15 protein-coding genes are annotated in these 15,802 nt (G+C 59.7%); 9 read left to right on the top strand and 6 right to left on the bottom strand.

Annotated features, from left to right (window positions below; genetic code table 11):
* Nucleotides 1-4 precede the first annotated feature (4 nt).
* Genes znuB through zur form a run of 3 tightly spaced genes read right to left on the bottom strand, consistent with a single transcriptional unit; the run spans nt 5 to nt 2,053 of the window.
* Nucleotides 5-793, bottom strand: coding sequence for a zinc ABC transporter permease subunit ZnuB (gene znuB / locus ACA059_RS00300; RefSeq protein ID WP_497632261.1), 789 nt, complete (start codon nt 791-793; stop codon nt 5-7).
* Nucleotides 786-1,571 (bottom strand): zinc ABC transporter ATP-binding protein ZnuC, encoded by a 786-nt coding sequence (gene znuC / locus ACA059_RS00295; protein ID WP_497632260.1) that lies wholly within the window; start codon nt 1,569-1,571, stop codon nt 786-788. The genes znuB and znuC overlap by 8 nt, the downstream gene beginning before the upstream one ends.
* The gene (gene zur, locus ACA059_RS00290; protein WP_033059798.1) at nt 1,571-2,053 is read right to left on the bottom strand and encodes a zinc uptake transcriptional repressor Zur; all 483 of its coding nucleotides are present in this window, start codon (nt 2,051-2,053) and stop codon (nt 1,571-1,573) included. The genes znuC and zur overlap by 1 nt, the downstream gene beginning before the upstream one ends.
* A 66-nt stretch (nt 2,054-2,119) precedes the next feature.
* Between zur and ACA059_RS00285 the strand changes: the two genes are divergently transcribed.
* Complete coding sequence (locus ACA059_RS00285; RefSeq protein ID WP_497632259.1) at nt 2,120-3,040, top strand: zinc ABC transporter substrate-binding protein; 921 nt, start codon at nt 2,120-2,122, stop codon at nt 3,038-3,040.
* Between the two features lie 133 nt (nt 3,041-3,173).
* Here the strand turns inward: ACA059_RS00285 and ACA059_RS00280 are convergent, their stop codons facing one another.
* Nucleotides 3,174-4,124, bottom strand: a complete 951-nt coding sequence (locus tag ACA059_RS00280) for a homoserine kinase (protein ID WP_497632258.1) — start codon at nt 4,122-4,124, stop codon at nt 3,174-3,176.
* 58 nt (nt 4,125-4,182) lie between these two features.
* Nucleotides 4,183-4,473 (bottom strand): DUF2782 domain-containing protein, encoded by a 291-nt coding sequence (locus ACA059_RS00275; RefSeq protein ID WP_046055305.1) that lies wholly within the window; start codon nt 4,471-4,473, stop codon nt 4,183-4,185.
* A gap of 74 nt (nt 4,474-4,547) precedes the next feature.
* On the opposite strand from ACA059_RS00275, the gene polA reads away from it, so the two are divergent.
* A complete protein-coding gene (polA, locus tag ACA059_RS00270; protein ID WP_497632256.1) occupies nt 4,548-7,319 on the top strand; it encodes a DNA polymerase I in 2,772 nt (923 codons plus the stop codon).
* 301 nt (nt 7,320-7,620) lie between these two features.
* Here polA and yihA read toward each other — a convergent pair whose 3' ends face one another.
* Nucleotides 7,621-8,262: a ribosome biogenesis GTP-binding protein YihA/YsxC gene (yihA, locus tag ACA059_RS00265; protein WP_046044882.1), complete on the bottom strand. Its 642-nt coding sequence runs from the start codon at nt 8,260-8,262 to the stop codon at nt 7,621-7,623.
* A 191-nt stretch (nt 8,263-8,453) separates the two neighbouring features.
* Here yihA and ACA059_RS00260 point away from each other — a divergent pair, with 191 nt between their 5' ends.
* The 7 genes from ACA059_RS00260 to ACA059_RS00230 all read left to right on the top strand — a co-directional run bounded on the left by ACA059_RS00260 (nt 8,454) and on the right by ACA059_RS00230 (nt 15,791).
* On the top strand, nt 8,454-8,744 hold the full coding sequence (locus tag ACA059_RS00260) for a c-type cytochrome (RefSeq protein WP_008156007.1): 291 nt from the start codon (nt 8,454-8,456) through the stop codon (nt 8,742-8,744).
* A gap of 46 nt (nt 8,745-8,790) precedes the next feature.
* The gene (locus ACA059_RS00255; RefSeq protein ID WP_123367419.1) at nt 8,791-9,402 is read left to right on the top strand and encodes a c-type cytochrome; all 612 of its coding nucleotides are present in this window, start codon (nt 8,791-8,793) and stop codon (nt 9,400-9,402) included.
* A gap of 200 nt (nt 9,403-9,602) precedes the next feature.
* A complete protein-coding gene (locus ACA059_RS00250) occupies nt 9,603-10,244 on the top strand; it encodes a thiol:disulfide interchange protein DsbA/DsbL (protein ID WP_123367420.1) in 642 nt (213 codons plus the stop codon).
* Between the two features lie 14 nt (nt 10,245-10,258).
* Nucleotides 10,259-11,137 carry an endonuclease/exonuclease/phosphatase family protein gene (locus ACA059_RS00245; protein ID WP_033059783.1) on the top strand — a complete coding sequence of 293 codons (879 nt, stop codon included), beginning with the start codon at nt 10,259-10,261 and terminating at the stop codon, nt 11,135-11,137.
* Nucleotides 11,134-13,218 (top strand): GGDEF domain-containing protein, encoded by a 2,085-nt coding sequence (locus ACA059_RS00240; protein ID WP_497632254.1) that lies wholly within the window; start codon nt 11,134-11,136, stop codon nt 13,216-13,218. Before ACA059_RS00245 ends, ACA059_RS00240 begins: the two co-directional genes overlap by 4 nt.
* 103 nt (nt 13,219-13,321) lie before the next feature.
* On the top strand, nt 13,322-14,101 hold the full coding sequence (locus ACA059_RS00235) for an N-acetylmuramoyl-L-alanine amidase (RefSeq protein WP_497632253.1): 780 nt from the start codon (nt 13,322-13,324) through the stop codon (nt 14,099-14,101).
* Nucleotides 14,102-14,177: 76 nt separating this feature from the next.
* Nucleotides 14,178-15,791 (top strand): EAL domain-containing protein, encoded by a 1,614-nt coding sequence (locus tag ACA059_RS00230; RefSeq protein WP_497632252.1) that lies wholly within the window; start codon nt 14,178-14,180, stop codon nt 15,789-15,791.
* The last annotated feature ends 11 nt before the right edge of the window (nt 15,792-15,802 follow it).

Genomic DNA, 15,802 nt, shown 5'->3' with positions numbered 1-15,802 from the left:
AAGTCTACACCCCTCGACGGGGCAGGACAAAACTCAGCAGAAACAGTGCGGCGGCCGCCACAACAATCGATGGGCCCGCCGGGGTGTCCTTGAACCACGACAGCGCCAGCCCGCCACAGACCGCGAGCATACCCAGCAGGCTCGCGCCCAGTGCCATCTGCTCCGGTGACCGGGCGTGACGTTGTGCCGCAGCCGCCGGGATGATCAGCAAGGACGTAATCAGCAACACACCGACGATTTTCATCGCCACCGCGATCACCACCGCAATCAACAACATCAGGGTCAAGCGCAACGCCGCCACCGGCAGACCTTCAACCCTGGCCAGTTCTTCATGCACCGTGATTGCCAGCAATGGCCGCCACAACGTCACCAGCAAAGCCAGAACGGCCGCGCTGCCGCCGAGTATCCAGGCCAGATCGGTCGGGCTGATCGCCAGCAAGTCGCCGAACAGATAAGCCATCAGGTCGATCCGCACTTCGTGCATGAAGCTTAGTACGACCAAACCCAAAGAGAGCGTGCTCGGTGCGAGAATTCCCAAAAGCGTGTCGGACGCCAGCGGTTGGCGCTGTTGCAAGGTCACCAGCAGCACGGCTAACAGCAGGCAGCCTACGGTGACCGCAACGGTGGGGCTGACATCCAGCAGAAAACCCAGCGCCACGCCGAGCAGCGCGGCATGGGAAAGGGTGTCGCCGAAATAGGCCATGCGCCGCCAGACCACGAACGAACCCAACGGGCCCGCGACCAATGCCAGGGCCAGACCTGCAAGCAGGGCGTAGAGCAGAAAATCAGCCATGCTTGCAGCCATCTCCGTGAACGTGGGTAGGGGCCGACGGGGCGGCGCTGACCACCGAGCCATGCAGGTCATGGGCGTGGTCGTGATGGTGGTGATAAATCGCCAGGCTTTGTGCGTTCTTTCCGAACAGCTCGACGAAAGCCGGATCGCCGCTGACTTGCTCGGGATGCCCGGAGCAGCAGACGTGACGATTGAGGCAGACCACCTGGTCGGTAGTGCTCATCACCAGGTGCAGATCGTGGGACACCATCAATACGCCGCAGCCGTGGCGGTCGCGCAATCGTGTGATCAGGCTGTAGAGCTCGGCCTGACCGGCCACATCGACGCCTTGCACAGGTTCATCGAGTACCAGCAATTCCGGCTCGCGCAGCAATGCCCGGGCCAGCAGCACCCGCTGCAATTCGCCTCCGGAAACACTTTGCACCGGGCTGTCGATCACCTGTTCGGCGCCGACTTCCTTGAGTGCCGCCAAGGCCATGGCGCGGTCCACGCCCGGCACCAGACGCAAGAAGCGCAGCACCGACAGCGGCAGCGTCGGATCGACGTGAAGTTTTTGCGGCATGTAACCGACCCGCAGTTTCGGCTTGCGCCACACGCTGCCGCTGTCCGGTTTCAACAGACCGAGTACAGCGCGCACCAGCGTGGTCTTGCCCGCGCCGTTAGGGCCGATCAGGGTGACGATCTGTCCTGGCTCGACGCTCAGCTCGATGTTATCCAGCACGTTTTGCCCGGCAAAGGTGACGACAACCTGCTCGAGGCGGATCAGTGCGTTGCTCATCAAACCCCCTGGCAACCCGAGCAGAGGCCGACCACTTCAACGGTCTGGCCCTCGACGACAAATCCGACATCCTTGGCGCTGCTGATGATCGCGTCGCTGATAGATTTCTGTTCGAGCTCGATGGCGGCGTGGCATTCACGGCAAATCAGGAACTGGCCCTGGTGGGCGTGCCCAGGGTGATTGCAGCCGACGAAGGCGTTCAGCGAGGAGATGCGGTGTACGAGGCCGTTTTCCAGCAGGAAGTCCAGCGCACGGTACACGGTCGGCGGCGCCGCACGGCGGCCGTCCTGCTCGCTGAGCACCGCGAGAATGTCGTAGGCACCCAACGGTTTATGGCTTTGCCAGACCAGTTCCAGCACCCGCCGGCGCAAGGCGGTCAGGCGCAGGCCTTGACGTGCGCACAGAGCATCGGCCTCAGACAATGCGCTATGAACGCAATGAGAGTGGTCGTGGGGACGGCTGGCAATCGGTGTTTTAGGCATGAGCGGCGACGAGTTTTGTGAGAGACGTTATTATGTTACCCGTTCTCGCCTCTTCGAGTGGTCATCGTGTCCCGACTTTTTTCTATCTTTGTCGCATTTGTCGCAAGTTTTCTGCTGATCAGTTCAGCTCACGCCGAAGTCAAAGTTCTTACCAGTATCAAGCCTCTACAGCTGATCGCGGCGGCGGTGCAGGACGGCGTGGCGATTCCGGAAGTCTTGCTGCCGCCTGGTGCCTCGCCTCATAACTATGCCTTGCGCCCGTCCGACGTACGGAAGGTGCAATCGGTGGATCTGGTTTACTGGATCGGTCCGAGCATGGAAGGTTTCCTGCCCCGCGTGCTGAATGGTCGTACGCTGCCCAGCATCGCCGTGCAGGATTTACCGGGCCTGAAACTGCGACATTTCGCCGAAGATAGCCACTCCCATGCCGAAGAAGCTGACGAGCATGACCACGATCACCGTCCAGGCAGTCTGGACGCGCACTTGTGGCTTTCGCCGGTCAACGCCCGTGTCATCGCCACAAAAATGGCCGCAGACCTGAGCGCAGCCGATCCGGCCAATGCCGCGCGCTATCAGAGCAACCTCAAGGCGTTCGATGAGCGTCTGGATGCAATGGATCTTCGCTTGAAGGCGCGCCTGGCCGGCATCGCGGGCAAACCGTACTTCGTATTCCACGAGGCCTTCGACTACTTTGAAGACGCCTACGGCCTCAAGCACGCCGGCGTATTCAGCGTCGCCGCCGAGGTCCAGCCCGGCGCCCAGCACGTCGCGGCGATGCGCACTCGATTGCAGGAAGTCGGCAAAACCTGCGTGTTCAGCGAACCGCCTCTGCGTCCGCGCCTGGCGGAAACCCTGGTGGCGGGTCTGCCGGTGAAGCTGGCGGAACTGGACGCGCTGGGCGGGTACACGCCGGCGACCGCTCAGGGGTATGAGCAGGTGCTGGAGAAGTTGGGGAATGATTTGGCCGGGTGTCTGGAGTCGTTGTAATTCGAAAATTGCGGTGCCCCATTCGCGAGCAAGTCGGATCGCCGCACCGCCGCTCCCACATTGGATCTCCTTTGTAAACAAATCCTGTGAACGACTGAGATCAAATGTGGGAGCGGGCTTGCTCGCGAAGCTTTTAAAACGCGAACGGCAGCGGGGTGTTGACCTTCTGACGCTGTGCCAGACGCTGCTGAAACTCCATCGGATCGTGAATCAGCACGTCCTGCCCGGCAAACGACTCGGCGGCGATCAACCGCGACAACCAGAACCGCACACACGCCACCCGCAGCAGGGTCGGCCACAACTCCGCCTCGGCCGCCGTGAACGGTCGCAGCGCTGCATAAGCACCGAGCAACGCCCTCGCCCGTGGCCCGTCGATCAACCCGCTCTCGTCCGAACACCAGTCATTCAAGGCAATCGCCACGTCGTATAGCATCGGCCCCGAACAGGCGTTGTAGAAATCGATCAACCCGGTCAGGTGCGTGCCTTCGAACATCGCGTTATCGCGGAACAGATCCGCGTGGATGTTGGCCCGTGGCAACGCCAGAATTTTCGTCTTCTGCTGCGTGATTTCGTCCAGCGCCCGTTGCAGCAGATCGCTTTGCTCGGCATTGAGGTGCGACAGCAACTGCGTGCCCTCTTCCAGCATCCAGTCCAGGCCGCGATCGGTCTTGCGCTTGATCATGTTGGCCTGGGTCGCAAGGTGCAGATGGCCGAGCAACTCGCCCACCTGAGCGCAATGCTGCGCGTTGGCTTCCTTGATGTGCTTGCCGGCCAGACGTGGCTGCAACAGCGCAGGTTTGCCGGCCAGTTCGCGCAAGGCGACGCCGTCGGTGGTGCGCAAGGCATAAGGCACTGGCAGGTCGGCGTCATGTAGCACGTCGAGCAGCTCGATGAAGAACGGCATTTCCTGAACGGGACCACGCTCAATCAGGGTCAGGACAAATTCGCCCTGCTCCAGGCTGATAAAGAAATTGGTGTTTTCGCTACCGGCGGCAATCCCCTGGAAATCAAGCAGGCGGCCGAGCCCGTAAGGGGCGAGAAAGGTTTCCAGCTCGGGCCGAGCCAGCGGGGTGAACACAGACATGTTTGAACTGCCAGTACGGGCGCCGCTGCTTGAGCCAGCGCCGATTGAAATTAAGAAACTACTTCCACTCAAAGATCTTCCACGACGGAATCAGCATATCCGGCTGATCCGAGCGGATGAAGTTTGCATCTGTCCCGTCCGCGCGCACCAGAAAATACGGCGGTGCGCCCTTCGGTGTGACCTTGATCGCATACAGGAAACCGTTTTGACGGTACTCCTGGATGGTTTTATCCCCTTCCGTGCGGATAGTGACTTCCGGCTCCGGTGTCGGTGCATCGTCCGCCGCCATGACGGCCAACGGAACGGATGCAAACAACCCAGCCAGCAACAGGCGATTTAGTGTGCGCATGATAACCTTGTCCCTTTGTCGTCAACGGTCCCGCTATTCTAGCGCCGGACCCGCCGAAAAGGTTGATCCTGCTCATGAGCCAAGCCCCCCTCGTCCTGGTGGACGGTTCTTCTTACCTGTACCGCGCCTTTCACGCCCTCCCACCGCTGACCACGTCCAAAGGTTTGCCGACCGGTGCGGTGAAAGGCGTGTTGAACATGCTCAAGAGTCTGCGCAAGCAGTACCCGGAAAGTCCGTTCGCCGTGGTATTCGACGCCAAAGGCGGGACATTCCGGGACGAAATGTTTGCCGAGTACAAGGCCAACCGCCCGAGCATGCCCGACGACATGCGCGTGCAAATCGAGCCGCTGCACCAAAGCGTGATCGCCTTGGGCTTCCCACTCCTGTGCGTCGAAGGCGTCGAAGCCGATGACGTGATCGGCACCCTGGCCCGCAGCAGTGCGGCAGCCGACCGCCCGGTGGTGATCTCCACCGGCGACAAGGACATGGCGCAGCTGGTCGACGGCCACATTACCTTGGTCAATACCATGACCGGTAGCGCGCTGGACGTGGAAGGCGTGAAGGAGAAATTCGGCGTCGCTCCCGAGCAGATCATCGATTACCTGGCACTCATGGGCGATTCTTCCGACAACATTCCGGGCGTTCCGGGCATTGGTCCGAAGACCGCTTCCGGCCTGTTGGTCGGCGTGAACGGCGGCCTGACCGAGCTCTATGCTCAGCTCGACATCGTCCCGACCCTGCCGATTCGTGGTGCCAAAACCCTGCCAGCCAAGCTCGAAGAGCACAAGGAGATGGCGTTTCTCTCCTATCAATTGGCAACCATCAAGATCGACGTGCCGCTGGATATCGGCCTCGACGACCTGCAAATGGGCAAGCCGGATCACGACAAACTCGCCGAGCTCTATACCCTGCTGGAGTTCAAGAGCTGGTTCGAAGAGAACCAGCGCGACGCCAAGCGTTCCGGTCAGGAAGTCGTCGCTCCAGTGGCTGAAGAAGCGGCCGTCGATACCGAACTCAAGTACACCACCATCCTCACCCAGGCTGATTTCGACCTGTGGCTGAAGAAGCTCAACGACGCCAAGCTGATTGCCTTCGATACCGAAACCACCGGCATCGATGCGCAGCAGGCGCAACTGGTGGGCCTGTCTTTCGCTGTACAAGCCAACGAAGCGGCCTACATCCCGCTGACCCATTCCTACATGGGCGTGCCGGATCAGCTCGATCGCGACACCGTGCTGCGCGCGTTGAAGCCGATCCTGGAAGATCCGAACAAACTCAAGGTCGGCCAGCACGCCAAATTCGACATGAACATCCTGGCCAACTGTGCCATCGGTGGCGATCAGAGCTGCGGCATCACCGTACAAGGCGTCGCTTTCGACACGATGCTCGAATCCTACGTGCTGGACTCCACCGCGACCCGCCACGACATGGACAGCCTGGCGCTCAAGTACCTGAATCACACCACCACCAGTTTTCAGGACATCGCCGGCAAAGGCGCTAAACAGCTGACGTTCGATCAGATTTCGCTGGAACTGGCCGGACCTTACGCCGCCGAAGACGCCGACGTGACGCTGCGCCTGCATCAAACCCTGCTGGAAAAACTCGATGCCATCCCGAGCCTGAGCAAGGTCCTGAGCGAAATCGAAATGCCGTTGGTACCGGTGCTGGCACGGATTGAACGCCAAGGCGCGCTGGTCGATGCCAACCTGCTGGGCATTCAGAGCGTTGAGCTGGGCGAGAAAATGGTCGCCCTCGAGCGTGAGGCGTTCGCCATTGCCGGGGAAGAATTCAACCTCGGCTCGCCGAAGCAGTTGGGCGTGATCCTGTACGAAAAACTCGGCCTGCCGATCCTCAGCAAAACCGCCAAGGGCCAGGCGTCCACCGCCGAAGCCGTGCTGGCGGAATTGGCCGAACAGGATTTCCCGCTGCCCAAAGTGCTGATGCAGTACCGCTCGATGAGCAAGCTGAAAAGCACCTACACCGATCGCCTGCCGGAGCAGATCAACCCGCGCACCGGACGGATTCACACCTCTTACCACCAAGCCGTAGCGGCAACCGGACGTTTGTCGTCCAGCGATCCAAACCTGCAGAACATTCCTATCCGCACCGCCGAAGGGCGTCGTATTCGTCAGGCGTTCGTCGCACCAAAAGGCTACAAGCTGCTGGCGGCGGACTATTCGCAAATCGAACTGCGGATCATGGCTCACCTCGCCAAGGACGAAGGTTTGCTGCACGCGTTCCGTAATGACCTGGACGTGCACAAGGCCACCGCAGCTGAAGTCTTCGGGGTTGAACTGGCAGACGTCACCACCGACCAACGGCGCAGCGCCAAGGCGATCAACTTCGGCTTGATCTACGGAATGAGCGCGTTTGGCCTGGCCAAACAGATTGGTGTTGATCGCAAGCAATCCCAGGCCTACATCGACCGTTACTTCGCCCGTTACCCAGGCGTGCTCGAGTACATGGAGCGCACCCGCGCCCAGGCCGCCGAACAAGGCTTCGTTGAAACCATCTTCGGTCGTCGCCTGTACCTGCCAGAAATCAACGCAAAAAACCCGGCCCTGCGCAAAGGCGCCGAACGCACGGCGATCAACGCCCCGATGCAAGGCACCGCGGCGGACATCATCAAGAAAGCCATGATTGCCGTGGATAGCTGGCTGACAGCATCAGGCCTGGACGCCAAAGTCATCCTGCAGGTGCACGATGAATTGGTTCTGGAAGTGCGTGAGGATTTGGTCGACCAGGTTAGTGATGAAATTCGCGCGCACATGAGCGACGCAGCGAAGCTTGATGTGCCGCTGCTGGTAGAGGTTGGAGTAGGAAATAACTGGGACGAGGCTCACTGAACCGTCTGAAAAGGCGTTTTCCGCTGCGGCATAGTGCCGCGGCAGAAAGACCGAAGGGCTCTTAGTTCGGAAAATTCGATGGCCTATTCCAAAGGCTTTTTAAAAAATTCTGAACTAAACCCCTGAATCGCCACTCAGAGTTACTGAATGGGTGGTGAAGCCCTTCGATGCTCCTAATGTTGTGTTAAGTGTTGGCAGATATCTGGACCCCGCCCTAGCGGTTCGGATCTTGAACCCCGGAACTTCCCCCTCCCCATAAGAAGTCCGGGGTTTTTTTTGCCCGCAGTTTTTGTAAATGAGCTTACTCCGCGAGCTCGGCGCCCTTGTCCGCCAGTTCCATCCAACCCGCCAGTACAGTGTAGGCGTCTTCCAGGCCCATGCGTTTTGGCGCCGAGAACAACTGGATGCTGATCGCATCTCCCCAACCCTTGCGGATGTCTGCCTGAACCTTGAGCAGGACGTTTTTCGCCGCGCCGTAGGTCAGCTTGTCGGCTTTGGTCAGCAAAATGTGCATCGGCATGCCGCTGGCGACAGCCCAGTCGAGCATCAGCAGGTCGAAGTCGGTCATTGGATGACGGATGTCCATCATCAAAATCAGCCCCTTCAAACTCTCACGACCACCCAGATAGGCTTCCAGGTGACGCTGCCAGTGCAGCTTCAACGGGATAGGCACTTTCGCGTAACCGTAACCCGGGAGGTCGACCAGACGACGATCATCGTCTAGCTTGAAGAAGTTCAAGAGCTGCGTGCGACCCGGAGTTTTCGAGGTCCGCGCAAGGCTGGCATGCGTCAGGGTGTTCAGCGCACTGGACTTGCCGGCGTTGGAACGCCCGGCGAAGGCCACTTCAAAGCCTTCGTCGTCGGGACATTGGTCGACTTTAGCGGCGCTGAGCATGAAGGTGGACTGTTGGCACAGGCCGAGGATGGGGTTCTTGAGTTGCATGGGATTTCCGATGTGGGCGGCGCCGGGAATGGACGCGGCGAGCAGTGTCGTTTCCGTTTCAGTGACGCCAGTATATAATGCCGCAGATTTTGTGTGCGCTTTGTCCCAGCGTAGGATGAAGTTCACGAGAGCGATTGACCTTGATTGCGCACTAGAACGCAGAACGCTCTCAACCCTGAAAAGGTCGTTTTATGACGAAATGGCTGCTAGCTGCCGGTGTCTTGATGCCGCTTTACAGCGCTCAGGCTACACAGGATCCGGAAGCTGTGTACAACCGTGTTTGTGGTGCCTGTCATTCCGGCCAACTACCCATGGCGCCCAAAAAGGGCGATCAGGAAGCTTGGACGCCGAGGTTGGCGAAAGGTATGGAGACGCTGGTGCAACACGTGACCCAGGGTTTCAAGGCGATGCCGCCGCGTGGTTTGTGCATGGACTGCAGTGCCGAGGATTACCAAGCAATCATCCAGTGGATGAGCGAGTGATCCCGGTCCATAACTCTTTAACCCTTAGCCGTAGTTGGATTAGCTGATGAACAAATTGATCGTGAGTCTGCTGTTGACCGTGGGGATCTCCGGCATTGCCCATGCTGCAGGTGATGCGACTGCTGGTCAGGCGAAAGCCGCAGTATGTGGCGCCTGTCATGGCCCGGATGGCAACAGTATGGCGCCTAACTTTCCGAAACTGGCAGGCCAGGGCGAGCGTTATCTGAACAAGCAGCTACACGACATCAAGTCCGGCAAACGCACGGTACTGGAAATGACCGGCCTGCTGACCAACCTGAGCGATCAGGACCTGGCCGATATCGCCGCCTACTTCGCCAGCCAGAAAGGCAGCGTTGGCGCCGCCGACCCGAAAGTCGTTTCTCGCGGTGAAGCACTGTTCCGCGGCGGCGATCTGGCCAAGGGCCTGCCATCCTGCACCGGCTGCCACTCGCCAAATGGCGCAGGCAACGCGGCCGCCGGCTTCCCGCACCTGGGCGGCCAGCACGCTCAATACATCGCCAAGCAGCTGACCGATTTCCGCAAGGAAGAAGCCGGCCGCACCAACGATGGCGATACCAAGCCGATGCAGACCATCTCCAAAAAGCTGAGCGACGAAGATATCGCCGCGGTCTCCAGCTACATTCAGGGCCTGCACTAAGGCCTGCGGATCGAGCGTTGCGTTGGGTGGACATCTCCAGCAACGTTAACGCTCTATTAATCCGTCGCAGCAAGTATAAAAAGGGTGGCTTAGGCCGCCCTTTTTTGTGGCCGCTGCCGTTACACTACAGAACTCAAGCCCGCCAGGACCTGTCTGAAAACAGGTCGCGCGAGGCGACCAAAATTGTCCAGGAGTAAAGCATGCGTAATCTGATCATCAGCGCCGCACTCGTCGCTGCCAGCCTGTTCGGCATGACCGCCCAAGCCGCCGAAGCACCCGCAGCCCCTTACGTCGAACTGACTAACGCTGTTCCGGTGGCTGTACCTGGCAAGATCGAAGTGGTGGAGTTGTTCTGGTACGGTTGCCCGCACTGCTACGCATTCGAGCCGGTGATCAATCCTTGGGTTGAAAAGCTGCCTTCCGACGTCAATTTCGTGCGTATCCCGGCCCTGTTCGGCGGCCCTTGGGACGCCCACGGGCAAATGTTCCTGACCCTGCAAAGCATGGGTGTCGAGCATGACGTGCACGCTGCGGTGTTCAACGCCATCCAGAAGGAACACAAGAAACTGACCGACAAGAACGAAATGGCTGACTTCCTGGCGACCCAAGGCGTAGACAAGGACAAGTTCCTCGCTACCTTCGACTCCTTCGCCATCAAGGGTCAGATGACCAAGGCTCGCGAACTGGCCAAGAAGTATGAAATCTCGGGTGTTCCAACCATGATCGTCAACGGCAAGTATCGCTTCGATGTAGGCTCGGCCGGCGGTGCCGAACAAGCACTGCAGTTGGCCGATAAACTGGTCGACAAAGAGCGAGCGGCTAACAAGGCTGCTGCCAACTAAGCGCGGCGACTGCCATGCGCCGCTGGGGCACTGAACGCGTCGTTGGCCTGCATGATCCGCGGGTCAACGAACATCATCTGGAATCGACGGGCCTGCCCGCAGACAGTCGTCTGCGCTTGCTCAGCTTCAATATCCAGGTCGGCATCAGTACCGAGCGCTATCACCACTACCTGACCCGGGGCTGGCAGCATCTGTTGCCGCACACCGGGCGTGCCGACAATCTGCAAAAGATCGGCAATCTGCTGGGCGACTTCGATCTGGTCGCCTTGCAGGAAGCCGATGGCGGCAGCCTGCGATCAGGCTACGTCAACCAGGTCGAACACCTGGCCCAGCTCGGCGCATTCCCCTACTGGTATCAACAACTCAATCGCAATCTCGGACGCCTCGGCCAGCACAGCAATGGTGTGCTCAGCCGCCTTCGCCCGTGGGCGATTGAAGATCATCCGCTACCGGGGCCCAAGGGTCGCGGGGCGATTCTGGTGCGCTTTGGCGAAGGTCCTGAGGCGCTGGTGGTGGTCATGATGCACCTGGCACTGGGCGCTCGCGCCCGCAGCATGCAACTGGCTTACATCCGCGAGCTGATCGGCGGCTATAAACACCAGGTGCTGATGGGCGACATGAATACCCACGCCAGTGACTTGCTGCAAAACTCCCCGTTGCGTGACCTCGGCCTGCTCGCGCCGCAACTGGAAGCGACGTTCCCTAGCTGGCGCCCGCAGCGCTGTCTGGACCATATTCTGCTGAGCCCCACCCTGACCCTTGAAAAGGTCGAGGTGCTGGCACAACCCATTTCCGATCACCTGCCGGTCGCGGTAGAGATTCGTCTGCCGGGTTCGCTCACGGCCGATGCATTGCCCGCGTTGAGTCCTGCCCCTCGCGGATCCCATGAATGAGCGACGAAGCACAGCGCTGGAAAGAAAAATACCTCAAAAGCATCGAACAACAGGAAAAGCTCGAACGTCGATGGGACGCCCGACTCGACCTGCTGCGTCGTGGCCTGGTGCGCAGCACGCTGGCCGCCGAGGGCACCGACCGCGTCGTTGACCAATGCATGAAGGAAATGCGTGAAGTCGTGCGCACCGACGACATGGACGCCGGCCTGGCCGCCCTGCTTCCGCGGCTGGAAAAAGCCGTGCTCGACTCCGAACAACGCCGGGAAACCCGGGTTAATCAGACCAGCGCTGCATTGACCGCGCTGGTCTCGCAGCTGCAAACATTACCGCTGCCCCGCGAAGTAAGCCGGCCTCTGAAAAACTTCGCCAAACATCTGGATGCAAGAGTCGGGCAGGCGCGCGAAATTCCGTTGCTGCTCAGCGAACTGAGCGGTCTGCAAGGCAAGGCCCTGAATCAGCTTGAAAACCCGGCAGAACCCGGCCGCCCTGGTTTGTTGCAGCGACTGTTTGGTAGCCGTGAAGCGGATGAAGCGGTATTACAGGTTGCCTCCGGCACCTTCCCGACGCCCGCCCCGCAGCCAGCCGAAGCGGTTGCCGTGCCTCATGCCGAGACACCACAGGTAACTGTCGATCTCGCGCCAGAGGTCGATAAGCCGCAAGTGGCCGCCGCACAAGTTGCCGCGCCCGCTACTGCATCCGAGCCACCGACGATCGAGGCACCGCCCGCAGCAGCGACTTCTCCTGCGGTCGTAGCGTTTGTCCCGCCGGTGCTTGAGCCGGAGCGAGCACACGCCCAGACTCCAGAGACGCAACCGCAACCGCAACCGGACATAGAACATCCAGAAGCACCCGCTCCATCAATCATCGAGCCAGAAATACAGGCTCAACCGGCTATCAATCCCGACGAACTGACCCCGGTGGTCTATCTCGACAGCCTGCCGTTGCCCCCGGCCATGGCCGAGGTTTTGGCCGCCGTAGACACTGAACAATCCGAGCAGGATGTTCTCTACGCCCTGCCGGACTCACCCGAGCCGTCCTACAGCTCGGTGGCCAAGCATATCGAAGACACGCTACTGGGCCTGCTCGACGACCTGACGCTGCCCGAGCGTCATCGTCCGCAAGCCGAAGCGATGCGTGATCGCCTGCAAAACGGTTTGAATTGGTACGAACTGCTGCCAATCCTCGACGATCTGGCAACCTTGATGCTGGCAATCACCGACAGTGGCCAGCATGAATTCGAAGCCTACTTGCAACAGCTAAACGAACGCCTCGAGTCGTTTCAAAGCAACTTGCAAGCCGCCAGCGAAGGCCATGCCGACAACCGTTCCGCCGCACGCGAGATGGACACGCAGATCCGCGAGCAAGTCGACGGCCTGCAGAGCAGCATGCAGGAAGCCGCCGACCTGGACGATCTCAAGCACGTCCTTGAAAACCATCTGGAAGGCCTGCTCGGTACCATGGACCAGCACCAGAAGCAGCGTAACGAGCGCGAGCAGGAAGTCGCCGCCCGCCTTCATGGCCTGGCCGAACGCGTTGCGCACATGGAGCAGGAAGCCCTGGGCTACCGCGAGCATCTTGAAGAGCAGCGCCAGAAAGCCTTGATCGACCCGCTGACCGACCTGCCTAACCGGGCAGCCTGGAGCGAACGGCTGGATCACGAAATCAACCAATGGCAGCAACACGGCAACACCCTGTTACTGGCAATGCTCGACCTCGACCATTTCAAACGCATTAACGATAACTATGGTCACCTGGCGGGCGACAAAGTACTGAAAATCATCGCCAGCGTGCTACGCAAGCGCCTGCGCGGGACGGATTTCATTGCCCGGTTCGGCGGTGAGGAGTTTGTCCTGTTGATGCCAGACACAGTGCCAACTGCTGGTGCGAAACTGCTGGAAAAGCTGCGCGCCTCGATCGAAGCCTGCCCTTTCCACTTCAAGGGTGAGCCGGTAACCATCACCATTTCCATGGGCCTGACTGCATTCAAGCCCGGCGAACATAGCGATCTGGTCCTTAAAAGAGCCGATCAGGCCCTATATCGCGCGAAACATGCCGGCCGTAACCAAGTGGCACTGGGCTGACGGTCAATTGTTCCATTTTGTTTAAAACTTCGCGTTGGCCGTCTGCACGCAAGGCAGTACGTTACACTGTTGCATTACTGTCTTGCGTGTATTGCCTTCTGCCATGAAATATTTATCTCTCATCGTGTCGCTGATTCTGTTGGCCGGTTGTGCCAGCGGCCCCCGGTTCGACACCCGTCATCCTTCAGCCAATTACGACAGCCGCATTCAGTTCGTGGTGGTGCACTACACCTCCGCGTCACTGGAGCGCTCGCTGCAACTGCTGACCCACGGCGACGTCAGCAGCCACTATCTGATTGGCGACGACAAGGGCGCCACCATCTACAAGCTGATGGATGAAAACCTCCGAGCCTGGCACGCCGGGGAAAGCGAATGGCAAGGCCGGACCTGGTTGAACTCCAGCTCCATTGGTATCGAAATCGTCAATCCGGGTTTTAAAGACACCCCTGCCGGGCGCCTTTGGTACCCCTACAGCGAAGACCAGGTCCAGTCCCTGATCGTCCTGCTCAAGGACATCAGCAAGCGTTACGCCATCAATCCCCGCAACATCATCGGCCATAGCGACATCGCCCCGCTGCGCAAGCTCGATCCGGGGCCGCTGTTCCCCTGGAAGCGTCTGGCTGCCGAAGGCTTGGGAATCTGGCCGAATGAACAGGCCGTAACCCGTCAGCAAGCACAGTTCGAAGTACAACTGCCAACCATCAGCTGGTTTCAGGCACAGCTGGCCCGCGCGGGTTACCCCACGCCGCAAACCGGCGAACTGGATGTTGCGACACGTCATGTGATCGCGGCCTTTCAGATGCATTTCCGACCATCACGTTTCGATGGCACACCGGATGCGCAAACCGCGGCGCTTCTACAAGTCTTGAACCAGACAAAATAATGACGCCCGCCCGACGGTCAGGGCTTTTTTTCCAATCAGCAGCTATAACTCATTGGTAATTCTTCGGATATTCCCTATGCCTGCTGCTCGAGAGACACTACGTAGTTGGTTCTTTCGCCCTTGGTTTTTGGCGATACTGGCTGCTGCCTTGAGCGCGACACTCCTGATGGCCGGCAGCCTGTTCGTGGCCATGCATCAAGTCGAGCAGAGCGAAAGTGAAGAAATGAATGCCCAGGGCGAGCGCTTCCTTGCTCGTCTGGAGCAACTATTCGGGCAATTGCGTGAAAGCCTCGACGACCTGGAATCCCAGCCGTTACGCGGCTGCGATGACGAAATGATCGCGACCTTGCAACAGGTCAGCTTCAATTACCGTTTCGTTTACGAAGCCGCTTATATGGACGCCTCGCGGATCTGTTCCAACCGCCCCCGCCAGGAAGGGCTGTCGATGATAAGGCCGCCAGACATCAAGGGGCCGACCTACAGTTACTGGCTGAACACCACCACCGAACCCGATGAAAACCGCGCCGCGCTGATGCTCGGACGTGGCAATTTTCGTGTCGCGACGTCTCGCGGGCATTTGACCGACATGGTCGACTTGCCTCCGGGAAGCAGCCTGCTGGTGGTGCTCGACCACGGTACGCGCGCGATTCCGGTACTGGGTGTCTCGCAGGTCTGGCCACCAACCGAGCCTTGGCCCCCGAAAAGCCTCGACGCGCTACAAGTGACGCATTCCCGCTTGATTTACCGCATGCCCACCAACAATCCGGAATACCAATTGGTGCTGATCAGCCCGCGCACCGGTATGCATGTGCCCGCAGTCTGGTGGTGGTTGCTGCCGGCCAGCCTGGCACTCGCCTTATGCGTGAGTTTTCTGGTGCTTCTGCTGGTGCGCCAGCGACAGTCGCTGGACGCCGAACTGAGTGGCGCCATACGACGAGGCGAATTGCAGGTGCTGTATCAACCGATCTTCGACCTCGACAGCCGCAACTGTGTCGGGGCAGAAGCCTTGCTGCGCTGGCGAAGGCCGGACGGCACCCTGACCAGCCCCGACCTGTTTATTCCGATGGCGGAGAACACCGGCCAGATCCGCCAGATGACCGACTTCGTTCTGCAACGCCTGCTTGAGCAGCTGGGTCAATTGTTGCGGGCCAATCCGCAACTGTACATCTCGGTCAACCTGGCGGCCTGCGACGTCATGGTGCCGCGTATCGGTCAGGTAATGGCGCGACTGCTGACCTTGCACCGCGTCGCGGCAAAGCAAATTGCCTTTGAAGTCACCGAGCGGGGATTGATCGATGTCGTGGTAGCCCGGGAAAACCTGCAAGCCTTGCGGGATGTCGGGCATCAAGTGCTGATTGATGACTTTGGCACCGGCTATTGCAGCCTCGCCTATCTGCAAACCCTGCCAGTCGATTGCCTGAAAATCGACAAGGCGTTTATCGATGCGCTGGGTCATGACGCTGCAAGTAGCGGTGTCGCCCCCCACATCATTCACATGGCCCAAGCCCTGCAACTCAAGGTGATTGCCGAAGGCATCGAACTTGAATCCCAGGCGGCGCTTCTGAGCAGCGAAGGCGTGAAGTTCGGTCAGGGTTGGCTATTCGCCCATGCGTTGAGTGCGGTGCAGTTCATCGAGCTGATTACCCGTGGTCGCCGATTGGCTGCCCGACGTCTCGATGACGAAGCCTGAAGCGGCTGCGG

The sequence above is a fragment of the Pseudomonas sp. LBUM1647 genome, assembly GCF_059716175.1.
Note: the sequence above shows the minus strand (reverse complement) of the source record. Positions and strands in the feature narration are given on the sequence as shown.